The 23,394-nt window shown below is 61.3% G+C and carries 21 protein-coding genes; 11 read left to right on the top strand and 10 right to left on the bottom strand.

Features of this window, described 5'->3' with window-relative positions; all coding sequences use genetic code 11:
* Positions 1–150 precede the first annotated feature (150 nt).
* Positions 151–1,281, top strand: a complete 1,131-nt coding sequence (locus VXL81_RS08440; protein WP_416553774.1) for a tyrosine-type recombinase/integrase — start codon at positions 151–153, stop codon at positions 1,279–1,281.
* A 434-nt stretch (positions 1,282–1,715) separates the two neighbouring features.
* On the opposite strand, the gene VXL81_RS08435 is transcribed toward VXL81_RS08440, so the two are convergent.
* Genes VXL81_RS08435 through VXL81_RS08425 form a run of 3 tightly spaced genes read right to left on the bottom strand, consistent with a single transcriptional unit; the run spans position 1,716 to position 4,036 of the window.
* Positions 1,716–2,777, bottom strand: coding sequence for a methyltetrahydrofolate cobalamin methyltransferase (locus tag VXL81_RS08435; RefSeq protein WP_340545597.1), 1,062 nt, complete (start codon positions 2,775–2,777; stop codon positions 1,716–1,718).
* Between the two features lie 3 nt (positions 2,778–2,780).
* Positions 2,781–3,713 carry a methylenetetrahydrofolate reductase gene (locus VXL81_RS08430; RefSeq protein ID WP_340545598.1) on the bottom strand — a complete coding sequence of 311 codons (933 nt, stop codon included), beginning with the start codon at positions 3,711–3,713 and terminating at the stop codon, positions 2,781–2,783.
* Positions 3,714–3,739: 26 nt separating this feature from the next.
* Complete coding sequence (locus tag VXL81_RS08425) at positions 3,740–4,036, bottom strand: virulence factor (RefSeq protein ID WP_340545599.1); 297 nt, start codon at positions 4,034–4,036, stop codon at positions 3,740–3,742.
* A 323-nt stretch (positions 4,037–4,359) separates the two neighbouring features.
* Here VXL81_RS08425 and VXL81_RS08420 point away from each other — a divergent pair, with 323 nt between their 5' ends.
* Positions 4,360–5,472 carry a Ppx/GppA phosphatase family protein gene (locus VXL81_RS08420; protein ID WP_416553772.1) on the top strand — a complete coding sequence of 371 codons (1,113 nt, stop codon included), beginning with the start codon at positions 4,360–4,362 and terminating at the stop codon, positions 5,470–5,472.
* A 71-nt stretch (positions 5,473–5,543) separates the two neighbouring features.
* Positions 5,544–6,299, top strand: a complete 756-nt coding sequence (locus VXL81_RS08415; RefSeq protein WP_340545601.1) for an RlmE family RNA methyltransferase — start codon at positions 5,544–5,546, stop codon at positions 6,297–6,299.
* Between the two features lie 67 nt (positions 6,300–6,366).
* On the opposite strand, the gene VXL81_RS08410 is transcribed toward VXL81_RS08415, so the two are convergent.
* A complete protein-coding gene (locus tag VXL81_RS08410; protein WP_416549063.1) occupies positions 6,367–6,564 on the bottom strand; it encodes a hypothetical protein in 198 nt (65 codons plus the stop codon).
* A 174-nt stretch (positions 6,565–6,738) separates the two neighbouring features.
* Positions 6,739–7,590 carry a YihY/virulence factor BrkB family protein gene (locus tag VXL81_RS08405; RefSeq protein ID WP_340545603.1) on the bottom strand — a complete coding sequence of 284 codons (852 nt, stop codon included), beginning with the start codon at positions 7,588–7,590 and terminating at the stop codon, positions 6,739–6,741.
* Positions 7,591–7,703: 113 nt separating this feature from the next.
* Between VXL81_RS08405 and cls the strand changes: the two genes are divergently transcribed.
* Positions 7,704–9,122: a cardiolipin synthase gene (gene cls, locus VXL81_RS08400; RefSeq protein WP_416553770.1), complete on the top strand. Its 1,419-nt coding sequence runs from the start codon at positions 7,704–7,706 to the stop codon at positions 9,120–9,122.
* Positions 9,123–9,146: 24 nt separating this feature from the next.
* Here cls and VXL81_RS08395 read toward each other — a convergent pair whose 3' ends face one another.
* A complete protein-coding gene (locus VXL81_RS08395; protein WP_416538764.1) occupies positions 9,147–9,596 on the bottom strand; it encodes an ion channel in 450 nt (149 codons plus the stop codon).
* A gap of 96 nt (positions 9,597–9,692) precedes the next feature.
* Positions 9,693–10,085, bottom strand: a complete 393-nt coding sequence (locus VXL81_RS08390; RefSeq protein ID WP_416553768.1) for a hypothetical protein — start codon at positions 10,083–10,085, stop codon at positions 9,693–9,695.
* 200 nt (positions 10,086–10,285) lie between these two features.
* Between VXL81_RS08390 and VXL81_RS08385 the strand changes: the two genes are divergently transcribed.
* The 3 genes from VXL81_RS08385 to VXL81_RS08375 are packed head-to-tail and all read left to right on the top strand — an operon-like array spanning position 10,286 to position 14,494.
* Positions 10,286–10,951 carry an ABC transporter ATP-binding protein gene (locus tag VXL81_RS08385; RefSeq protein WP_340545607.1) on the top strand — a complete coding sequence of 222 codons (666 nt, stop codon included), beginning with the start codon at positions 10,286–10,288 and terminating at the stop codon, positions 10,949–10,951.
* Complete coding sequence (locus tag VXL81_RS08380) at positions 10,948–13,398, top strand: FtsX-like permease family protein (protein WP_416553766.1); 2,451 nt, start codon at positions 10,948–10,950, stop codon at positions 13,396–13,398. The genes VXL81_RS08385 and VXL81_RS08380 overlap by 4 nt, the downstream gene beginning before the upstream one ends.
* Positions 13,388–14,494 carry a lipocalin-like domain-containing protein gene (locus VXL81_RS08375; RefSeq protein WP_416553764.1) on the top strand — a complete coding sequence of 369 codons (1,107 nt, stop codon included), beginning with the start codon at positions 13,388–13,390 and terminating at the stop codon, positions 14,492–14,494. Before VXL81_RS08380 ends, VXL81_RS08375 begins: the two co-directional genes overlap by 11 nt.
* An 89-nt stretch (positions 14,495–14,583) precedes the next feature.
* Here VXL81_RS08375 and VXL81_RS08370 read toward each other — a convergent pair whose 3' ends face one another.
* The 3 genes from VXL81_RS08370 to VXL81_RS08360 form a co-directional block, all read right to left on the bottom strand.
* Complete coding sequence (locus tag VXL81_RS08370) at positions 14,584–15,015, bottom strand: universal stress protein (protein ID WP_340545610.1); 432 nt, start codon at positions 15,013–15,015, stop codon at positions 14,584–14,586.
* Positions 15,012–17,618, bottom strand: a complete 2,607-nt coding sequence (locus VXL81_RS08365; protein ID WP_340545611.1) for a TRAP transporter permease — start codon at positions 17,616–17,618, stop codon at positions 15,012–15,014. The genes VXL81_RS08370 and VXL81_RS08365 overlap by 4 nt, the downstream gene beginning before the upstream one ends.
* Positions 17,619–17,754: 136 nt before the next feature.
* Positions 17,755–18,720, bottom strand: a complete 966-nt coding sequence (locus tag VXL81_RS08360) for a TAXI family TRAP transporter solute-binding subunit (protein ID WP_416553762.1) — start codon at positions 18,718–18,720, stop codon at positions 17,755–17,757.
* A 713-nt stretch (positions 18,721–19,433) separates the two neighbouring features.
* Here VXL81_RS08360 and VXL81_RS08355 point away from each other — a divergent pair.
* Genes VXL81_RS08355 through VXL81_RS08340 form a run of 4 tightly spaced genes read left to right on the top strand, consistent with a single transcriptional unit; the run spans position 19,434 to position 23,349 of the window.
* Positions 19,434–20,300 carry an FAD binding domain-containing protein gene (locus tag VXL81_RS08355; RefSeq protein ID WP_416553760.1) on the top strand — a complete coding sequence of 289 codons (867 nt, stop codon included), beginning with the start codon at positions 19,434–19,436 and terminating at the stop codon, positions 20,298–20,300.
* Positions 20,297–20,779 (top strand): (2Fe-2S)-binding protein, encoded by a 483-nt coding sequence (locus VXL81_RS08350; protein ID WP_416540156.1) that lies wholly within the window; start codon positions 20,297–20,299, stop codon positions 20,777–20,779. Before VXL81_RS08355 ends, VXL81_RS08350 begins: the two co-directional genes overlap by 4 nt.
* A complete protein-coding gene (locus VXL81_RS08345; protein WP_416553758.1) occupies positions 20,779–23,049 on the top strand; it encodes a xanthine dehydrogenase family protein molybdopterin-binding subunit in 2,271 nt (756 codons plus the stop codon). The genes VXL81_RS08350 and VXL81_RS08345 overlap by 1 nt, the downstream gene beginning before the upstream one ends.
* A gap of 9 nt (positions 23,050–23,058) precedes the next feature.
* Complete coding sequence (locus VXL81_RS08340; RefSeq protein ID WP_416542269.1) at positions 23,059–23,349, top strand: MoaD/ThiS family protein; 291 nt, start codon at positions 23,059–23,061, stop codon at positions 23,347–23,349.
* Positions 23,350–23,394 lie beyond the last annotated feature (45 nt).

Genomic DNA, 23,394 nt, shown 5'->3' with positions numbered 1-23,394 from the left:
TCCACAGCTATTGATCATTGACGCGGCGGCGGAGGAATTGGGTGTACCTAAAGGATCGCTAAAAACCGCCGCCCAAGAGCATGGGTTCCTCGTCAAGATGGGCCGTGCCACTCGCATTGATAGAAACGATTTTCCGAAATTGGTGAAAGCATGCCAAGACCAAGCAAGGGCGCCCGCCTGCACAAATTCAAACACCGGCCGTACTGGTACATCCGGGACACCGGAAGGCCAGACCAGTCAACGGGCTGCACAAGCCGCGCAGATGCTGAAAAAGCGCTCGCTGCCTACATCGCGACCAAAGGACGGGAAGGTTCTGCGAATGAGCCCGCCAACGTAACCTGTGGGGAGGTTCTCGCAATCTACGCTGAGGAATATGCCCCGACCGTCGCGGCGCCAGAGAGGGTCGGATATGCGATCGATGCCCTGATCCCATTTTGGGATGGGCTGAAACTGAGCCATGTGAAGGGCGAAACGTGTAGGCGGTACGCAAAGACCCGAAAGAAGGTTGTCAAACGTGATCCGGACACCAAAGAACCCATCGAATACGCTCCTATCTCGCCAGGGACAGTGCGCCGTGAGTTAGGAGTTCTGCAACGGGCTATCAACTACGCCCATGCTGAGGGCTATATTACTTCTGCACCAGCCGTCACACTGCCGGGTAAGCCAGAGGCGACTGAACGCTGGCTGTCCCGTGATGAGGCTGCCAAGCTTCTCTGGGCGGCCTACCGGGGCCACAAGGCTTCCCACCTCGCCCGTTTTATCCTGATTGCGATCTACACTGGAACTCGCAAGGACGCCATTTTGCGGATGGGTTTTGAGCCAAACACCGTTGGAGGTTGGTTTGATCTGGACCGGGGCATCATGTTCAGGCGCAGTGATTCAGAGCGGCAAACCAACAAGCGGCGCACACCAGCACGCATCCCCCGCCAGCTGGCGGCCCACCTGAGGCGCTGGCGTGATAGCGGAAGCAAGTGGGCTGTCGAATATCAGGGCGCACGTGTCGGCGACATAAAGCGAGCCTTTGCAAAAGCCGTGCAATCCGCCGATGTTACCCCTTGTTCCCCACATACGTTAAAACACACTGCGATCACCTGGGCGCTTCAAAACGGTGCAAGTGTCTGGGATGCTGCCGGTTTCTTTGCGACCAGCGCCGAGACCATCGAAAAAGTTTATGGGCACCATTCGCCACACCACCAAGAAAGCGTCCTGCGTGCCGTAGAGCGGCGTTGGTTTCTGTTACGCGTAACAGTTACATCCATTTCGAACACATCCAGACTGTAAACAAAACGTAGGCAAAACGGGAATAAAACATGAATACTGGCTCTGGCGCTGCCCTCCGAAGGCAGAGGCCAGAGGTTCGAATCCTCTCAGGTGCGCCATCTCTCACACCATATTTCGCATATGCAACGATGCCGCTGGCGACTGTGTGCTGTGCTTGTGTTGCGCGGGCTGTGTGGCAAGGGCTTGCCGGTCCAAGGGCCATAAGTGGACGCTGTTGCGCCCTCGCACTATTATTGGTTAATCCCGACAAATCCGGGGCGGGAGAGAGCGGCCTGCGTCCATTCAGGAATGGTTTTACCCGTGGGTCGCTCGTTTTAGCGCCAATCGGGACGCCGCAGCCCCGCGCCAGACAGCTTGCGAAACAGCTGGATTGCCAGGTAAAAAAAGAGGCCAGACCAGTGGTCTGACCTCTCATAGCTTGTATGGGCGGCGTGTCAGGCGCGACGGCGACGGCTGCCGGCGCGACCACCGCGACCACGGCTTTCCTCGCCCTCTTTTGCCGGCTCTTTGTTGGCCTTGATCCATTCACCACCGTGAGGATCGTTGTTGGTCAACAGGTTGGCGGCGCGGATCGCTTCCATCTCCTTGCCCGGACGTGGCTTGGTGGATCCAAGACCGAACATCTGAACAAAGGCCTCGTCTTCCATGCCCTCGGGCAGGATGATCCCGGCGGCCTCTACTTCGGCTCTCTTTTCGGCAATCTTCTTCTGGGTTACCGGCAGTGCCACCGGGTTCATGATCGCAGAGGTCATCCCCGCGCCCATCGCCATCGGCAGGAAGGCATTGTTGATGCCGTGACGGTTCGGCAGGCCAAAGGAGACGTTCGAGGCACCACAGGTGGTGTTCACGCCCAGTTCTTCACGCAGACGGCGAACCAGTGCAAAGACCTGCTGGCCTGCGGTTGCCATCGCACCAATCGGCATCACCAGCGGGTCAACCACGATGTCATGGGCAGGAATGCCGAAATCTGCGGCGCGCTCGACGATCTTCTTGGCGACGGCAAAGCGGACGTCGGGATCTTCGGAGATGCCGGTGTCGTCGTTGGAAATGGCCACGACCGGCACGTTGTACTTTTTGACCAGCGGCAGCACGTGCTCCAGGCGCTCTTCCTCGCCGGTGACCGAGTTCAGCAGCGGACGGCCCTCGGCGGCCTGCAGACCGGCTTCAAGCGCGCCGGGTACCGAGGAGTCGATGCAGAGCGGCGTGTCGGTCAGACCTTGCACCAGCTGGACGATCTTGGTCATCAGCGGCGGCTCGGTCTCGTTCGGGTTCGGGTTGGAGTTGTAGACAACGCCCGCGTTGATATCGAGGATGTTGGCGCCGGCCATCACCTGCGCAATCGCGTCTTGTTCAACGGTGGAGAAATCGCCGGCTTCCAACTCGGCCGCGAGTTTCTTGCGGCCTGTGGGGTTGATCCGTTCGCCGATCACACAGAACGGCTCATCAAATCCCAGGATTGCGGTTTTTGTCTTAGATTCTACGACGGTACGGGTCATTTTTTATCCTTGGGAATTGACCGGCTGCGCTGCTGCGCCGCCGTTGTTGATAGCCCAGGTGGCGTTGGTCTTGATGCCACCCAGCGGGAAGAAATGCACATTGGTGATGTTGAAATCGGGGTTGGCGGCCTTGTGGGCAGCCAGCTCGGCAATCACATCTGTCGGCTCATAGGGCAGCAGCAGCTTGGAGACATCCATCGCGCGCTTTTGCAGCACCTTGAGGGACGGACCAACACCGCAGGCGATGGCGAATTTGATCAGCGTCTGCAGTTTGGCCGGGCCGGCAATGCCGATATGGATCGGCAGATCTACGCCTGCGGCCTTGATGCTGTCGGCCCATTCGATGATCGGCTTCGCCTCAAAGGCGAACTGGGTTGCCAGCGCCATCTTCGCATCGGTGCGTTCGGAGAATTTCTGTTTCCACAGAAGCGCATCCGAGACGTTCTTCATGCTGCCGTCAGGATCGATATCCTTGTTGCCTTCGGGGTGGCCCGCAACATGCAGGTTGGTGAACCCGGCCTTGTCGAACAATCCGGTTTCCAAGAGCTGCATGGAGCTGTCAAAGGCACCATGAGGTTTGGCAACACCACCGGCCAGCAGCAGCGCCTGCTTGACATCGGCCTCCCCCTGATAGCGGGCGATCCAGTCGGCCAGCGTGGCTTCGTCCTGGATGATCCGCGCGGGAAAATGCGGCATCACCGGGTAGCCTTCGGCATTGAGCCGCTTGGCGGTTTCCACCATTTCCTCGATCGGCGTACCTTCGATATGGGCGATGTAGACGCGGGTGCCGGCGGGCAGCAGATCGCGGAAGCTCTCGACCTTGGCAGCGGTACGGGGCATCACCTCGATCGAGTAGTTTTCCAGAAAGGCCTCGACCTCGGGGCTGCTGGGCTGCGCTACGCCAGCATCGCGTTTCTTGAAGTTCAACAAAGCCATCGTGGCCTCCCAAAAAGATGTCAGGCTCATGCCCATCCGTCGTTAGCGATCAGTGTCTTGAGCCGGTCCTGATCATAATCCGCTTCCAGACGCTTGGCCTCGGCCTCGGCGATATCGGCCGGTTCACCATCCATGGCGTAGGGCGCAGCCTTGCGCCATTCCGCGAGATAGGCGTCGGCGTCCTTCGCGTTCACCTTCATTGCCGCACGGTCGATGGCTTGTTCAAACCGCTCTTCCAATTGACGTTTGGCCCCGCGACGGCCTTTGCCGACGATGATCTGTGCTGGGATGTCGCGCCAGTATACGATGGTGACGTCGGGCATTGCCTGAGCTTCCTTTGCGTCTGTGTAGTTGCGTTTCTAGTGTGGCATCGCCGGGCGCGTTCGTCGGATTTCGACCTGACATTGGTTCTGAGCGACCTTTTCCGGGTCGCTTCTGGATAGCAACGGCGGGCCGGGCTGGCTACCGGGCAGCGCCCTCATAATATTCAACAGCTTTATGAATTTGATCGGCAAAGCGCTCAAAACCGTTCAAGAAACGTCAATTCGTCAATCGGCAAATCGTCATCGGGGCATTCGGGCCACCTTGCACGTGGCGGTCAGCCCACATATGCTTGGATCAACACGATTATCGGAGGGCGTGAATCATGGCGCCCAGGCGTTCCAAAGGTGCGGGCGCATTTCCCCGAGTGGTAGAGAGCCCTGCACCGGCCCGCCCAGATCCTGATGCGCTCTATGCGGCGCTCGATCTGGGGACAAATAGCTGCCGGATGCTGATTGCCCAACCCAAGGGCAGCGGCTTCCATGTGGTGGACAGCTTTTCAAAAACGGTGCAACTTGGCGCCGGTTTGGAGCGGACCGGGCGCTTGTCGCGCGCGTCGATGGCGCGCACCATCCAGGCTCTGCGTATCTGTCAGCAAAAGCTCAAACGCAACCGGGTGAAACGGATGCGGCTGGTCGCGACTGAGGCCTGTCGTCGGGCGAAGAACGCGCGAGAGTTCATTCGTCAGGTGCGCCGCGAGACCGGTCTGACGCTGGAGATCATCCAACCCGAGGAAGAAGCGCGTCTGGCAGTGATTTCCTGCGCGCCGCTGGTGTCGACGAAGACGGATCAGCTGCTGGTGGTCGATATTGGCGGCGGCTCCACCGAACTGGTCTGGATCGACATCTCCTCGATCCCGCGCCGCGACCGGCCATCCGCCATCATGCGGCTGCACGCAGGGTTTCATCCCGTTGAAAGCCCCTTTCCCGCGGCCAAGGTTGTTGACTGGATCTCAGTACCACTTGGGGTCGCGACGCTGCGCGATCAGTTCCACGACGTCGAGGATGACGCGGCCCGTTTTGCCCTGATGAGCTGGTTCTTTGAAGAGAACCTCGCCGATTTTGCGCCCTATAAGGACGAGCAGACCCGACAGGGCTTTCAGATCGTTGGCACCTCTGGCACCGTCACCACCGTTGCCGCCTCGCATCTGGGGCTGAAACGCTATGACCGGACCAAGGTGGACGGGCTGCGCATGACCAGCGATCAGATTGACAAGGTTATCCGCTCTTATTTAGAACTCGGCCCTCAGGGACGCCGCAGCGACCCGCGTATTGGCGAAGACCGTCAGGCGCTGATCATGTCGGGGGCGGCAATTCTACAGGCGCTCTTGCGGTGCTGGCCGACGGACAGGTTGTCCGTTGCGGACCGGGGCCTGCGCGAAGGCCTGCTTTATGCACAGATGAGCGCCGACGGCGTTCTGGAAGACGGGCCGTTCTGACGGCCACACACAGGATATGAGCGTCCGACAGTTGGCCCCGATGCGGCCACGGACGACAGGGAACAGCAAATATGGCAAAGACACCCACGGGAAAAACACCCACTGGCAAGAACACCTCCGGGCGCGGACAGCGTGACCTGAAGGTCAAGGTCAAGACTGCCCGTGGGCGTAAACTCAGCTCCACCCGCTGGTTGCAGCGGCAGTTGAACGACCCTTATGTGAAACGCGCCCAGGCCGAAGGCTACCGTGGGCGCGCGGCCTATAAGATCATGGAAGTCGACGATAAATTCCGCTTCCTTGTGAATGGCGCGCGGGTGGTCGATCTGGGCTGCGCCCCGGGCGGCTGGGCGCAGGTAGCGGTGAAGCGGATCAATGCGCTGGGGGAAAAGCCGGGTAAGGCTGTAGGCCGCATCATCGGCGTTGATCTGCAGGAGGTCGAGCCGCTGGCGGGTGCCGAGTTCCACCAGCTGGATTTCATGGACGAAGGGGCCGACGACAAGGTCAAGGAATGGCTTGGTGGCAAGGCAGATGTGGTGATGTCGGATATGGCAGCTGCCAGTTCCGGTCACAAGCAGACCGACCATTTGCGGATTATCTCGCTTTGTGAAACCGCGGCCTATTTTGCCTTCGACGTTCTGGAAGAAGGCGGTACCTTCGTGGCCAAGGTATTGGCCGGCGGGGCCGAGGGTGATCTGCAAAAGCTGCTGAAGCAGAAATTCACCAAGGTTTTCCACGTCAAACCGCCATCGTCACGTTCGGACAGTTCGGAAAAATTCGTGGTTGCAACCGGGTTTCGCGGTGAGCCTTCGGATGCGTCTGACGATTGATCTCTAACCGGGCTGTGGCCGGGCGCATGGCAACCGCCGCCCTGCCCCGGCTTTCAGGTCTGGGCGATCAGCTCCCGCGCTGAGCGGTGCTGGAAAACGACCGCAGCGCCAGCGCCTGCAAGGCGATGGTTTCCAGTGAGGTGCCTTCAGCGCGCAGCGTCACGCGCGGGCTGTCCTTCTCGATGCAATGAGGCGCCGCGACAGGCTGTTTCAGCAGGCGTTGCACCAATTGGCGGGGCGGAAGTTTGCTTTGCAAAAGACGCATCTGTTCCTCGTACCGTATGAGCGTTCGGGCTGTTCTCATCGAAGAATAGACCGGCCACTGGGCCAGCATCGTGGCTCAATTGTGGCAGAACTGCCTTATTGTTGCGATTTTCGAAACAATTTCACTTCAGGCACGGGCTGGTGCACTCGGACGGTTGCAAACGCCTGCGACAGGTCAGGAGGTTGGATGCAGCAGCACCCCGTTGAGTTCCGCGCCAAGGATCAGAATGGCTGAGTTCAGATAGAGAAAGATCAGCGCCGCCATAGCCCCCGCCAGCCCTGCATAGGTGGCCGAATAGGCCGCAAAACTGCTGATGTAGATGGCAAAGGCGAGGCCGGCCGCCCACCACAGCACCACTGTCAGCAGCACCCCCGGCAGCACCTGTGAGAGCCGGTGACGCTTCGCCGGGAGCAGCATGTGGAAGGCAAACACAGCAACGAGCGGGATCACCGCAACCAGAACCCCGTTCAGACCGCCCTCCCAGTTGCCTCTCAGCGGGACCTGCGGGAAAAAACTGGCCAGATGGCGCGCATAAAGCGGCAGGATCAGCTCAAATACCGCCGCCGCCATAATGCCCGCGCCCCCCAGGATCACCAGACCAATGCACAGGCCCCGGGTCTTCCAGAACGGCCTGGTATCGCGTTCATGATAGGCCTGCACCATTGCCAGACGCACCGCATCCACCCCGTTGGAGGCAAAGTAGATAGCGATGACACCACCTAGCGTGACCACCCCGGTGGAAGATGTGGCAAGCACCGAGTAGACCTCCCGCACGATGGGATCCGAGACGCTTTCCGGCCAGGAGCCAAAGACCAGCTCCACCAGGTTTTCCAGATCAACCCCGCCCGACAGTGACCCCGCCACCGCACCGGTGAGCGCCACGGTAAAAAGGATAAAGGGAAACAAGGCGAGCATCAGCGACATGGCGATATGGCTGCTCAGCACCCAGCCGTTCTTGTCGTTGAACCGCTTGGCGGCCAGATACAACGCATAGGCGCCGGGTTTCACATAGGGTCGCATGCTCATGGCCTGACGGTCTCATAGCTCGCTTCAAAAAACCAGCCCTTTCAGGGAGATATAGCCAAGCCCATCCGCCGGATGTAGGTTTGGCCAGAAGATATGCGACAGGGAGCGCGGCGATGGCCTGGATTGCGATAAGCACATCGGCAGTACTGATGATGTGGGTGCTTGCGGGTCTGGCCTCTCTGAAGGCGGCCCGCACCGCCCGCACGCCGCAAGGGGCGATCGGCTGGGTGGTATTTTTGCTGTCCGCTCCGCTGGTGGCGCTGCCGCTCTATCTGTTTTTCGGGCAACGCCGGTTTTCGAGGTATCGCGCCACCCGGCGCGAGGCGGAGCGGGTCCTGAACGCGCTGCGCGTCTACTCAGATCTTCACACACAGGACCGCGATCAATTGGCCGCGAACCAGGCCCCCTTCGAACGGTTGGCCGGTTATCCGGTCTGCCGGGGCAACGGGTTTGAGCTGCTCAAAAACGGCTCTGAAATCGCCGATGCGATTATCGAGGCCATTGATGCGGCAGAGGATTACGTTCTGGTCCATTTCTACATCGTGCGCAATGACAAGATCGGACAGCGGTTCAAGACCGCCTTGCTTGACGCACGCGCGCGCGGCGTTGCTGTCTGGTTCATGACGGATGCGGTAGGCAGTCACGGGCTGTCAAACCGATACCGCGAGGCGTTGGAGGCGGCAGGTGTCAATCAGGTTGACCCCAGCACCCGCCCCGGCCCGAAACATCGGTTTCACCTGAACTTCAGGAACCATCGCAAGACGGTCATCGTCGACGGGCGTGTCGGCTTTACGGGCGGAATGAATATCGGCGATGAATACATGGGGCGCGACCCGACCTTTGGCGCTTGGCGCGATACGCAGGTGCGGTTGACCGGCCCGGTCGTGCAGCAGCTACAGCTGGGCTATGCGGAGGATTGGTTCTGGTTGACCGAGGATCCGATCCTTGACCTGCTGACCTGGGACTGCGCCCCGGTTGAGGGCGCAGGCAAACCCGCGCTGGTGGTCGAAACCGGGCCGGGAGACAGTACCATCAACGGCTCGATGCTGTATTTCTCTGCCATCTCCGCTGCGCGTTCCCGGATCTGGCTTGCCTCGCCTTATTTCGTGCCGGATCAGGATGTCGTGGCTGCGTTGAAGAACGCCGCCATGCGCGGGGTCGATGTGCGCATCCTGTTGCCCGAGACTGCGGATCACTACGCACCCTGGCTGGCTGCCTACGCCTATTTTGACGACCTGCGCGAGGTTGGTGTCAAAATCCACAGGTATCAGGCCGGATTTGTGCACCAGAAGGTTTTTGTCGTGGATGATACCATCGCGGCGGTGGGCACGATGAACCTCGACAACCGTTCTTTCCGGCTGAATTTTGAGAGTATGGCGCTGTGCTTTGATGCGGAAACGGCAGAACAGGTGGCGCAGATGCTGGATGAGGACATGGCATCGTCAACACTTCTGGAGACGGATCTGGACGCGCAACCGATGACCATCCGCTTTGGTGCGCCTGTCGCGCGCCTGCTGGCGCCAATCCTGTAGGGGCACCACGCCCGAGGTGACGGGTCAGCGTGCTCTCACCGGCGCGGTATCTTCCAGCAGAAACACCTCTCGCAATGCAGCCACCAGAAACGCCGTGCTGATGCCAAAGGCAAAGAGCCCGGTAACCGCGCCGAAGGCCGCAAAGATCCGCATCCCCTCGCCAAGGACGATATCGCCGTAGCCGAGGGTGGTATAGGTCGCGAGCGAGAAATAAATCGCAGTATTCCAGTCGCCTATGGCACCAGAGAAAATCAGCGCCGTGGCCCAGATCCAGACCTGCAGCGTATGGGCAAAGACGATCAGCCCGATCGCAACCGCCAGCACTGCGCTCATCTGCACAAAGCGCCGCCCACGTTGCAGCACGCCAAGCCGCCTGCGCAGAACATGGATGCAGAACACCAGCAACCCAGCCTCCACGACAAGGCAGATCCCGAGGTACAGGCTGCCGAGCAGCAGCTGCTGGATGAGTGTCATGTCCCTGCCCTCATTCTTTGACCTTGCGCCGATGGATCTGTCGATCAGCCGCGATCGGCTCGGCTCACGGCTCCGATTTTGGCGCAGTCTACGAAATCAGCGCTGCGACATGCAATCGCGATAGTACTGTTTGACCAGCCGCTTGCGCTGCGCCTCGGGCGTGTTGAAGTAATCATCGCGGTCCTCGGCTTCGGAACCGCTGCGTGATCTCGCGCGGCGCAGCTTGCCCTCCTGCACACTGATCCCGATCCGAACTGTCCCGGAGAAAGTGATCCCGGCGCGATCATTGCCCAGCCGCAGACCGTCAGGGGCATCACTGCGCGGCGCGCCGGCGTAGGCCTCCGCCCGGCTGCGGCAGAGCGCTTCGCGGCTGCCGGACGCCGTTTGCGCCTCGGCGACCTCCGTCAGCGGGACCGTTGCCAGAGCGGCCAGAATGGCAGGTGCCAGACCTCGCGATGACCAGCGGAATGGCAGTGAGAACAGCGACATGGCGTAGCCTTTGTTGAGCCCAACCCCATTATTGCATGGGCAAGCTTCAAATGGGGCCTACATCAGGGCGCGTCAATGTTATCTGTTGTCTTGGGCCGGGATCCCCGGAAAGGTCAGCCTGCAAAATCAGCCTGTCTGGTCGCCGGATGTATCGCGACGCAGTCGGGCAAACCATAACAACCGCAAAGGGTTATACGTCGATGCTAATCATTGAGGAGGTCAGCAAGTCCTATTCGGGGCCGTCCGGCGCTGTTCCGGTTTTGGACCGTGTCTCGCTGGATCTGGCCGCCGGGTGCAGCCTCGCACTCACCGGAGACAGCGGATCCGGCAAAAGCACGTTGCTGCATCTGGCGGCCGCGCTGGATCAGTTCGACCGCGGCCGCATAGTGGTGGATGATGTGTCCCTCGCCGAGCTGGATGACACCGGGCGCGCGGCGCTGCGGCGACGACATGTGTCCCTTGTGTTTCAGCAGTTCAACCTGATCCCGGCCCTGACCGTTGGTCAGAACATCAGCCTGCATGCCCGGCTGGCCGACACGGTTGATGCCCCTTGGATCGAGGCATTGACCCGTCGGCTGGGGCTGGCCGAACTACAGGGGCGCTACCCCGAACAGCTGTCTGGCGGACAGCAGCAGCGGGTCGCTATTGCCCGCGCGCTGGCGCTGCGCCCAAAGCTGCTGCTGGCGGATGAGCCGACCGGTAATCTGGACGAAACGTCAAGTGCTTCGGTCATGGAGCTGATGCTGGATCTGGTGCGGGAAACTGGCGCGGCGCTGCTGCTCGTGACCCATTCGCAGGCCATTGCGGGCTTGCTAGACAGGCAAATCCACCTCAGCAATGGCCGCCTGCGTGAGGCCGGGACATGAGAGCGGCTGCATTCTCCGCGATCCTGTCTCACTGGCGCCAGCACCCGCTGCAATTGGCCATGCTGATCACCGGTCTTGCGCTGGCCACCGCGCTCTGGTCTGCGGTGCAGGCGATCAATGCCGAGGCGCGTGCAAGCTATGCCGAAGCCGCAGCGCGCATCTCCCCGTCCGGACAAAGATATCTCGTAAATCCAGAGGGAGATATTAATATTTCCCAATATGTTGCGCTGCGACGTGAAGGTTGGCAGCTCTCGCCGATACTGATCGGTGACCTCACAAACCAACAAACAGGCTCCGGCCGAAGGCGCCTTGAAATGGTGGGCATTGATATCCTCTCGCATCCGATGATGGAGCGGCTGAGCGAAGCCGGAACCGCAACGGAATCCGACGGCGACACATCCGTGGCGCTTTCCCCGGCGGATCTGCTGCTGGCACCTGGTCACCTGTTCTTGCACCCCGAGACGGATGTGACCGGCCTCGATCTTGATCTGCCTCCGACAACGCGCAGCACAGCGGTTCCCCGAGACGTTTTGATCAGTGACATAGCGACTGCGGCGCGACTGCTCGCGCGACCGGATGCGATCAGCCGCCTGATGGTGCTGGATGCGCAACCCAGCGGGCTCAGATCGCTGGGCGAACTGGTGCCTGACCTGCGTTTGCAGAGCGCATCAACCAGCGCGGATACGGCGCAGCTCACCCGCAGTTTTCACCTCAACCTCACCGCCTTTGGGCTGCTGTCCTTTGCGGTGGGCCTGTTCATCGTACAGGGCACCATCGCATTGGGGATTGAACAGAGACGCGGCATGTTCCGCAGCCTGCGCAGTTTAGGGTTACCGCTCAACACTCTGGTCTGGCTTGTTTTTGCTGAACTACTGGCTATCACGCTTGTGGCGGCGTTGCTTGGCCTGATCCTTGGCTATCTGATCGCGGCGGCTCTCCTTCCCGGTGTCAGCGCAACCCTTTCGGGGCTGTATGGCGCCTCGGTCGATGGCAGCCTGAACCTTCGTCCGGGCTGGGTGCTTTCTGGCCTTGCGATGGCCTTGGCAGGCATGATGCTGGCCGGTGGTCAAAGCTGGTACAGCCTGTCGCGATTGCCCATTCTTGCAGCGCCAGCTGCAACCGCGCGCGGTCAGCAGGCGCTGCGTGGCCATCGGCTCTCTGCTGCGACCGGTGCGCTGATGGTGCTGGCGGCGGCAGCAATACCGGTGCTGTTCGACGGGCTGCTGGCTGGCTTTGTCTTTCTCGGCTGTCTGATGCTGGGGGCCGCGCTGCTGCTGCCGCTGGCGCTATCGCGGCTGGCCTTGGTCGGAACCCGAATGGCGCGTGGCCCGGTGACGCTCTGGTTATGGGCGGACATGCGCGCGCAGCTGCCGGGTCTGTCGCTGGCGCTGATGGCACTCCTTCTGGCGCTGGCGACAAATATCGGTGTTGGCACAATGGTTTCCAGCTTTCGCCTCACCTTCCTTGGCTGGTTGGATCAACGGCTGGCCTCAGAGCTCTATATGACGCTTCCGCGCGACGAGATGGCCGATGAGGTGCTGCCCTGGCTGGCGGAGAGGGGCATCCGCGCCCTGCCAATCCGCCACAGTGATGAGCGCTACAGCGGCGCCCCGATGGACGTATACGGTGTGGTCGATGATGCCACCTATCGCGACAACTGGCCGCTGTTGCAGGCCGACGCAACCGTCTGGCAGCAGGTGGCCGACGGCAGCGGCGCGCTGATCAACGAACAGCTGGCGCGCCGTGGCGACCTGGAAACCGGAGATCTGCTGCAGATCGCACCGGAATGGCACATGCGGATAGCAGGCGTCTATTCCGACTATGGCAACCCCAACCCGCAGGCGATTGTCGGTCTCGCCACCCTGCTGGAGCATCGCCCGCTGATCGAGAACCGCCGTTTCGGCCTGCGTCTGCCGGTTGAGGACGTGGCGCGCCTGCGCCGTCAGCTTCAACAGGATTTCGATCTGCCGTCCAGTGCCTTCATCGACCAGAGCGCGCTTAAACGGCAGTCGCTGGCGATTTTTGACCGTACTTTTGTCGTGACCGGAGCGCTGAACCTGCTGACCTTCGGCGTCGCTGGCTTTGCAATGCTGACCAGCCTGCTGACGCTCTGGAGTCAACGTCTGCCGCAGCTGGCGCCGATCTGGGCGATGGGGCTGACACGCCGTCAACTGGCCAGATATGAACTTCTACGCAGCGTGATCCTGGCCGGGCTGACGGCCCTGCTTGCCCTGCCTCTCGGCCTGCTGCTGGGCTGGGCATTGCTCGCGGTTGTCAATGTCGAAGCCTTCGGCTGGCGCCTGCCGATGTTTCTGTTTCCGCTGGACTGGCTAAGGCTGTTCCTGATGGCGCTGGCGGCGGCCGCGCTGGCGGCGGCCCTGCCGGCACGGCGGCTGTCAAAGCTGAAACCCGCCGATCTGCTGAGGGTCTTTGCCAATGAACGTTAAGCCTGCTCTCCAAGCGATTTTCTGCGGCCTTGTCGCGGTGCTGGTGCTGTTCATCCGGCTTGCCGGTCCGGCTGCGGCGCAGGGATATGCCGGGCTCGGAACCGAGGTGGACGGGTTTGCAGTACCTGCACGCGGCACCCAGCTGGTTTTCCCGCGTGATCACGGCGCGCACCCCGAGTTCCGCATCGAGTGGTGGTATCTGACCGCCAATCTGACCGGAGATGACGGGCGTGACTACGGGGTTCAGTGGACGCTGTTCCGGTCTGCCCTGCAACCGGGTGATGCCCGTTCGATGCCGACCGCATCCGCCTGGGAAGACCCCCAGATCTGGATGGGCCACGCTGGTCTGACGACGCCCGACGCCCATTTTCACGCCGAGCGGCTGGCGCGGGGTGGCATTGGGCAGGCCGGTGTCACCACCGCTCCGTTTGAGGCCTATATCGACGATTGGTTCATGCGCGGCCGCGATGCCGGTCTGGACGCGCTGAGCCTGCGCGCGACCGGGCAGGATTTTCGCTATGATCTCTCTCTCACAGCCAATGGTCCCTTGGTCTTGCAGGGGGATGGCGGCTATTCGGTGAAATCGGCGGATGGACAGGCCAGCTACTATTATTCCCAACCGCACTATCAGCTGAGCGGCACATTGCAGCTGCCCGGCGGCCCGGTGCAGGTGACCGGAGAAGGCTGGCTGGACCGTGAATGGTCAAGCCAGCCCCTGTCTGAGGATCAGAGCGGCTGGGACTGGTTTTCGCTGCGCTTTGATAGTGGCGAAAAGCTGATGGGGTTTCAGTTGCGGGGCAGCAGCCTGTTCACCTCAGGCACATGGATCGCAGCCGATGGCACGCCCTCTCCGCTGGAGCCAGGGCATCTTCAGGCGACGCCGCGCGGGCTGAAACAGGTTGCCGGTCGCGCGGTCCCAACGGAGTGGAACCTGCGCCTGCCCAAACGCGGCCTCGATATCGAAGTCACCGCGCTGAACCCGCAGGCTTGGATGGCGATGTCCTTTCCCTATTGGGAGGGACCGGTGCGGATCACCGGCAGCCACAGCGGTAAGGGATATCTGGAGATGACAGGTTACGCGCCGCCTCCCGACTAAAGGCAGACCGGGCGCATGGGCGACGGAAAAAGGGGCGCCCGATCGGACGCCCCTAAAATAAGGAGATATGCGGTTAGAATGCCTGCGGATCAGCGCACCACATAGACCGAACAGGTGGAATGGCGGATCACCCGCGCCGCATTGGGTCCCAGCAGATAATCCGACAGCTCCGGCTTATGCGCGCCGATCACGATCAGATCGGTTCCCGCCTTGTCCGCGACCTTCAGGATTTCCTGATAGGCTTTGCCGGTGGCCACCAGATGTCGCACCTTGGCGTTGCGTTCGGCGCCGAGGACCTCCTCGCAGAGCTTGCCCAGATGATCTGCGGTTTCCTTTACCGCGCGTTCATGGTGGTGCTCTTCGAAGAACCCCGAGACCCAGCTTTCGCCAAAATCGGGCAGCACATTGACGACATCCAGCTGCGCGCCATCCAGATCGGCCAGTCGGGCCGCCTCTGCCAGCACCTTGCGGTCCGTCGTGTCGCCGTTCAGTTCCAGCGCGCAGAGAACAGATTTACTCATGCCATTGCCTCCTCTTTGCGGGCACGGCCCGTCTGCATCAGGGCAACAAGCCCCAGCAGCAGCAGCGCCGGGATAAAGATCAGCTCCTTGGGCAGCTGATCCGACGGAACCTGCACCGAGGTCAAGGATACCGGGTCATCCAGATAGAAATCAAACCCGTCCAGCATCGGCTGCGCCGGGGTGCCGAACATCGGCTCTTCCAGTTTGACAATGCCGTCTTCTTCCAGCGGCAGCAGTCCGAACTGATCGAGGCTTGTCTGCCCGCCCTCTGCGCCGACGGTCAGAACCAAAGTGGTTTCGGTCATCTCGCCAGTGTCGAAATCGGGACCCGCCACTTTCACGCGCACTTCGGTGCCTTCGGGGACATCGTCGAGCGCGGTGACCAGCTCGGCCGGCTCTACCTGCGTGAACGGCGGCTGGATGTAATCCATGAAGAAGCCGGGACGGAAGATTGCAAAGGCAATCGCCACCAGCGCCACGCTTTCATAGATCCGGCTGCGGGTCAGGAAATATCCCATGGTGCCGGCAGTAAAGACAAGGATCGCAATGGTGGCGGTCACCGCAACCAGTATCCCCTCGGCCCAGGTGACATCAATCAGCAGAAGATCGGTGTTGAAGATGAACACAAACGGCAGCGCCACGGTGCGCAGGCTGTAGAAGAAGGCGATGAATCCGGTACGGATCGCATCGCCCCCGGAGACAGCCGCCGCGGCAAAGCTCGCAAGGCCCACAGGCGGTGTCACATCCGCCATGATGCCGAAGTAGAACACAAATAGATGCACCGCGATCAGCGGCACGATCAGACCGGATTGCGCCCCCAGTTCGACCACAACGCCCGCCATCAGCGAGCTGACAACGATGTAGTTTGCCGTCGTGGGCAGACCCATGCCCAGGATGAGGGACAACAGCCCTACCATCACCAGCATCAGGATCAGGTTGCCGCCCGACAGGAACTCAACCAGATCGGCCATGACCTGACCAACACCGGTGAGGGTCACCGTGCCTACGATCACGCCGGCTGTTGCTGTTGCCAGCGCGATACCGATCATGTTGCGCGCACCATCCACCATGCCGTGCCACAGGTCGTTGAGCCCATCCATAAAGTTGTGCAGCAGGTTGCTCTGCCCGCGGAACAGCGCCTTAAGCGGTTTCTGGGTGAGCAGGATCACGAATAGCAAGGCGGTCGCCCAGAAAGCCGACAGGCCCGGCGATTTCTGTTCGATCATCAGGAAGTAGACCAGCACGATGATCGGCAGCAGGTAATGCAGACCGGCCTTGTAGATCTCGCCAACCTCGGGCAGTTCGATGTCCTTGGCGTTGGGATCATCGGGTTCAAGGTCGGGAACCTGCGCTGCCATATAGACCAGCGCGACATAGACCAATGCAACCAGACAGGTGATGATCAGGCCGGCTGCACTTGGTGCGACGGCTTCGATCGCATCAACCGGGAATTGGGTGCCATAGCACAGCCCCGCAAACACCAGGAAGAAGCTCAGCATACCCAGCGCCGTGCGCATCAGGTTTACTTCGCGGTTGCCCAGGGTCGGCATCTTCCGCTTTACCGCTTCCAGATGCACGATGTAGATCAGCGCGATATAGGAGATGGTCGCCGGCAGGAACGCATGGGTGATCACCTCGACATAAGAAATGCCGACATATTCCACCATGAGAAACGCAGCCGCGCCCATAACCGGCGGCATGATCTGGCCATTGACAGAGGAGGCAACCTCTACCGAACCGGCCTGCTCCGAGGTGAAGCCAACCCGCTTCATCAGCGGAATGGTGAAGGTCCCGGTGGTCACGACATTGGCAATCGAGGAGCCGGAGATCAGACCGGTTGCGGCAGAGCCGACCACCGCCGCCTTTGCCGGGCCGCCGCGCAGGTGACCAAGCGCGCCAAAGGCCATCTTGATAAAGTAATTGCCCGCACCCGCCTTATCCAGAAGTGCACCGAACAGCACGAAGAGAAACACGAATTTCGTCGACACCCCCAGCGCGATGCCAAACACACCTTCCGAGGTGATCCACATCTGCTCCATCGCGCGGTCCAGCGATGCGCCTTTCCAGCGGATCACATCGGGGACCAGCTCGGATGAGCCGAAGAAAACATACAGCAGGAACACAGAGGCCACGATTGCCATCGCCGGGCCAAGGGCGCGGCGCGCGCCCTCAAACAGCAGCACAAGACCGATCGCAGCAAAGACCGTGTCGATGTCATCACCCTTGCCACCGGCATTCACGATCTTCTCGTAGAAGATATAGCCATAAAGTGCGGTAAATGTGCCCATCAGCGCCAGGATCCAGTCCTGAACCGGGATCCGGTCCGTCGGGCTGCTCTTCAGCGCGGGATAGGCCGCATAGGCGAGAAAAATGGCAAAGGCCAGATGGATCTGGCGCGCATTGTTTACGACGCTGCCCGGTAGCACGAGATTGGCAACCGGAGAGGCCAGCAGCACCTGAAAGACCGACCAGATGCAGGCCACAATGGCCAGGAACAGCCCTACGCTGCCAATCGGGTTGCGGGCGCCGGAGTCTGATGAGGCAACAAGAGCCTGAAGCTCTTCCTCCGACAGCGGACCTTTGCCCTGTGTTTCACTTGTCATGATGGTTCCCCTCGAAAGCTCGTACCGCTTGGGTGCAGGTACTGCTCCACTTGTTCTTGACACCCCGGTCAGCGGACGTGGAGACCGCAGGTGCAAAACGGGGCGCCATGGCGCCCCGTTCGATCAATCGGTCTGGTTATTCAACCCAGCCCTGTTCTTTGTAGTACTTCGCCGCGCCGGGATGCAGCGGTGCGGACAGGCCCGCAGTTGCCATTTCCTCAGGCTTCAGGTTGGCGAAGGCCGGGTGCAGTTTTTTGAAGTCTTCGAAGTTTTCAAAGACCGCTTTCACCACGGTGTAGACCGCCTCGTCCGAGACCTGATCAGAGGTCACGAAGGTCGCGCCAACGCCGAATGTGCTCACATCTGCGTCGGAGCCACGGTACATGCCGCCGGGAATGGTTGCAGTCCGGTAGAAGGAGTTGTCAGCGATCAGCTTTTCAACCGCTTCGCCATTCACGGTCACCAGGACGGAGTCGCAGGCGGTGGTGGCTTCCTGGATCGAGCCGGAGGGGTGGCCAACGGTGTAGACCATGGCGTCGATCTGGTTGTCGCAGAGCGCTGCGGACTGTTCGGCGGCCTTCAGCTCGGTTGCCAGCGCAAAGCTGTCCATGCCCCAGCCTTTGGCTTCCAGCAGCACTTCCATGGTGCCGCGCTGACCGGAACCGGGGTTGCCGATGTTGACGCGCTTGCCCTGGAGGTCGTCGAAATTGGTGATGCCGGCATCGGCACGCGCCACAACGGTAAAGGGCTCCGGGTGAACGGAGAACACGGCACGCAGACCTTCAAAGGCGCCCTGCTCTTCGAATTTGGAGGTGCCGTTATAGGCGTGGTACTGCCAGTCGGACTGCGCCACACCGAATTCCAGCTCACCATCACGGATGGTGTTGATGTTGTAGACGGAGCCACCGGTGGATTCCACGGAGCAGCGGATACCGTGCTCTTTGCGGGTCTTGTTGACCAGACGGCAGATCGCGCCACCGGTCGGGTAGTACACGCCGGTCACACCGCCGGTACCGATTGTGATGAATTCTTCTGCCATCGCGGCAGGTGCCATGAAGGCGGTAGCCACAAGGGCGCTAACGGCCAGCTTGGTGTTGGTCATATGTAGTGTTCTCCCACGTTTTTGTCTTCGAAACCGTAGAGCCGCACACGGCGCGGCTGGGGTCGTTGAACCCTTGGGGACATGTAGACGCCAGGTGTGTTTTGTCGCGCGTTCTGGCAACAATTTCCGGCAGGTCCAGCGGTTAAAGCGTTTCAGGCGCATCAGACCAAGTCAAGGCTTACGATCGGCCCGTGGCCCCGCAGGCACGAGGTTTCAGCGTATCTGATACCAATCCCGGAATATTCCCCCGCATCCACATCCATTGGATTCGGCGCACTGTGGCAGATTGTCACACCCATGCGCAACCCAACTTCGCCATTCAAACCCCTTTGATGGCGATATTTTCTAGAATATTTCTGGAATTGCCGCCGCCATAAATGACTGGATCCGACACCGCAAGGGGCAAAAGCGCAATACCCTCCCCGTTTATGGGCCCCTGCCACCTAAGCGCGCCCGCGGTCGTTGCCCGGTGCGGTATGTGAACATCACTGCCGATTGTGCTTTGCGAGCGTGAGATTTCACGCCTATGTCCGAAACCGGCTGCGATGGCGGCTTGCCGAAGACTGCGCAAGGACGCAAGATACCGAAAAAGCGCACCGCCTTGGCCCGCGGCCAGGCATATGCGTCGAGACAGCCCGCAGCGCATTCCATGCCCCGGACATCCGGACCCACCCATCAGCCACCTGCAGCAGGCCAGCAAAAGGACAGTCCCAATGAACTATCACCAACCAACCAGCTTTGCCGAAGCGGCGGAGCTGGCGGCTTCAGCATCGGGGGTTACCCGTGTTCTGGCCGGCGGCACCGATGTGCTGGTGCAGATGCGCGCCGATATCGTCACGCCGGATACGCTGATCGACATCAAGGCGATTGATGGCGTCCGCGACATCCGCAAGGAAAGCGATGGCAGCTGGACCATCGGCGCCGCGGTGGCCGGAGCCGAAATGTCCGAACATGATGACCTGTCGGCCGCATGGCCGGGCGTGGTCGAGGCGATGGACCTGATCGGATCCACCCAGGTGCAGGGCCGGGCCACGCTTGTCGGCAACCTCTGCAATGCCTCCCCTGCCGCCGACAGCGTGCCGGCTATGGTTGCGGCAGGTGCATCGGTCAGCATCACCGGACCTGACGGCAATCGCCGCGCCGCCGTCGTGGATATTCCGGCAGCTCCCGGCAAGACCACGCTGAAGCCCGGCGAGTTGATCACGGCGGTGCATCTGCCGCCCGCCGTGCCCGGTCAGGGCGACGCCTATCTGCGGTTTATCCCGCGAACCGAGATGGACATCGCCGTGGTCGGCTGTGGTGTCTGGCTTCGGCTGGAGGGCGACACCGTCGCGGATGCCCGCGTTGCCCTCGGAGCTGTCGCGCCCACGGTACTGCTGGTGCAGGCCTGTGCCGATGCCCTGATCGGCTCCAGGCTGGACGACGCGGCCTTGGGGCGACTGGCCACCGCTGCCTCTGATGCCTGCTCACCGATCACCGACAAACGCGGCACCATTGCCTTTCGCACGCAGGTGGCGGGCGTAATGGCCCGCCGCGCCGCAGAAACCGCCTATGCCCGCGCCAAGGGAGACAAAGCATGAGCACGAAGATCCACGTCTCGGCCACCGTCAACGGCGATGCCGTCGATTACCTCTGCGATCCGCGCGAAACGCTACTTGATGTGCTGCGCGACCGTTTGAACCTCACCGGTGCCAAGGAAGGCTGCGGCACCGGCGACTGTGGCGCCTGTTCGATCACTCTCAACGGGCGGCTGGTCTGTTCCTGTCTGGTGCTCGGCGTCGAAGCCGCAGGCCAGGAAATCGCCACCGTCGAAGGCATCGCTGCTGGCGAAACACTGCATCCGCTGCAACAGAAGTTCATCGACCACGCCGCGCTGCAATGCGGTATCTGCACGCCGGGCATTCTGGTCGCGGCCAAGGCGCTGCTGGAGAAGAACCCCAACCCCAGCGAGACCGAAGTGCGTTATTGGCTGGCGGGCAATCTGTGCCGCTGTACCGGCTATGACAAGATCATTCGCGCCGTCATGGACGCGGCGGCAGAGATGCGGGAGGCATCATAATGGCTCTGGATCAACGCAAGACCGATTTCACCCAGGTGGGCACCCGTCCCAACCGCCCCGATGGTCTGGACAAGGTCACGGGCAAGGCGCGCTTTGGCGCCGATATCACGGCACCGGGAATGCTCTTCGGGGCCATCCTGCGCAGCCCTCACGCCCATGCCCGGATCAAACATATCGACACCAGCAAGGCCGAGGCGCTGAGCGATGTGAAGGCGATTGTCACCCGTGCCGATTTCTCGGACGCCATCAAACCCGCGCCGGGGCTGGAAGGCGAACAATGGAATGTGCTGGAAAACGTGATGGCGGGCGATACCGCGCTCTATGATGGCCATGCCATCGCGGCTGTGGCGGCCACCTCAGCCCTCGCCGCACGTGACGCGCTGAAGCTGATCGAGGTCGAGTATGAGGTGCTGCCCCATGTGACCGATGTCGATAAGGCGATGGCCAAGGATGCACCGGTGATCCGCGAGGGCGCTGCCGATTACTCTGTGCCGGAGGGGATGCACCCAAACGTGGTGCGCTACCACGAAAGCGGCCATGGCGATGTCGAGGCGGGCTTTGCCAAGGCCGATCTGGTGGTCGAGGAGCATTTTGTCACCGAGGCGACGCATCAGGGCTATATCGAACCCCATGCCTGCCTTGCGCAGCTGGGACAGGACGGCAAGGGTGAGCTGTGGTGCTGTACGCAGGGCCACTGGTATGTGCAGAAGAACTGCGCGGCGCTGTTGGGGATTGAGACATCGCAGCTGCGCGTCACCGCCTCGGAAATCGGCGGTGGCTTTGGCGGCAAGACCACGGTGTTCATCGAACCTGTCGCACTGGCCCTGTCGCGCAAGTCCAATCGCCCGGTCAAACTGGTGATGAGCCGCCCCGAGGTGTTCCGCGCCACCGGCCCCACCGCCTCGACCTCAATGGATATCAAGATCGGCATGACCGCAGACGGTATCATCACCGCAGCACAGGGCACCTTCCGCCTACAGGGCGGTGCCTTTCCGGGTGCGCCTGCGGATATGACCGCAATGTGTGCCTTTGCGCCCTATGATCTGAAGAACGTCCAGCAGATTGGCTATGACGTCATGAGCAACCGCCCCAAACAGGCGGCCTATCGCGCGCCCGGCTCGCCGATGGCGGCCTACGCGGTGGAATCCGTAATTGACGAGCTCTGCCGTAAACTGGATCTCGACCCAATCGAAGTGCGCTTGAAAAATGCCGCGCGCGAGGGCACCAAAGCCTCCTACGGGCCAAAGTTCGAACGCATTGGTCTGGTGGAAACGCTCGAGGCTGCCAAGGCGCATCCCCACTACAGTGCCCCGCTGAAGCCCGGTCAGGGGCGCGGGATCTCCTGCGGCTTCTGGTTCAACCATGGTGGCGAAACCTCGGTGTCATTGTCGCTGTCAGAGGATGGCACCTGTCAGATTTCTGTTGGCACGCCCGATATCGGCGGCTCCCGCGCCTCCATGGCGCTGATGGCGGCAGAGGTTCTGGGCATTCCCTATGAGAGCATCCGCGTCACCATCGCCGATACTGCCACGCTTGGTTATAATGACGTCTCCCACGGCAGCCGGGTGACCTATGCCAGCGGCCTTGCCACGATCAAGGCGGCAGAGGATGCCGTGGCCAAGCTCAGCAAACGCGCCGCGGTCAAATGGGGTATCCCCGAGGATGCTGTGAAATGGGAGGACGGCCATGCCGTGCCCTCCGGTCCCAATGCGGGCAACTTCGACCCGATGCCGCTGGCGGAGATTACCCGCGACATGGGCAAGACCGGTGGACCGATCTCGGGCCATTTCGAGGCGACGCCCGAAGGGGCCGGCGTCTCCTTTGCCACCCATATCGTCGATGCGGAGGTGGATCCCGAAACCGGCAAGACCGCTGTGACGCGCTATACGGTCATTCAGGATGCGGGCAAGGCGATCCATCCCACCTATGTCGAAGGTCAGTTTCAGGGCGGTGCCGCACAGGGCATCGGCTGGGCGCTGAATGAGGAATATATCTACGGCGAGGACGGGCGGTTGCAGAATGCGGTGTTCCTCGACTATCGGATCCCCGTCGCCTCGGACCTGCCAATGATCGACACGGTGATTGTCGAGGTGCCGAACCCCGGTCATCCCTTTGGCGTGCGCGGTGTCGGCGAAACCTCGATCTGTCCGCCTCTCGCGGCCATCGCCAATGCAGTCTCTGCGGCGGCGGGGGTGCGGTTGCATGCGCTGCCGATGTCGCCACCGCGCATTCTGGCCGCCCTGGATCAGCAGCGCGCCAAGACGGGCTGAGGCGCCGCAATGGCACCTGAGTACAGCACCACAGGTCAGGGCGCGGGCACACCGCGCCTGACCGTACACCTCTGGTCGGGCCTGCGACGGTTTGCAGATGGGCAGGACGCAGTGGAGGTTCAGGCCGCCACAATCGGCGGGATGATCGCAGCGCTCAAATCTGCCTATCCCGCACTTGCACCGGCTCTCGACGCAGGCGTATCCGTTGCCGTGGACGGCCGGATCATTGCTGCCAGTCTTGATGAACCGCTCCGGCCCCAGAATGAAATCTACCTCATGCAGAGGTTGCGCGGCGGCTAGCTGCGCAAGAGGATTGCACTTTACCGCCAATGCGCTAGGACGGCA

This window comes from Phaeobacter sp. JH204B (assembly GCF_048055755.1).
Classification (GTDB): domain Bacteria; phylum Pseudomonadota; class Alphaproteobacteria; order Rhodobacterales; family Rhodobacteraceae; genus Phaeobacter; species Phaeobacter bryozoorum.
This window is presented reverse-complemented; position numbering and strand designations above follow the sequence as displayed.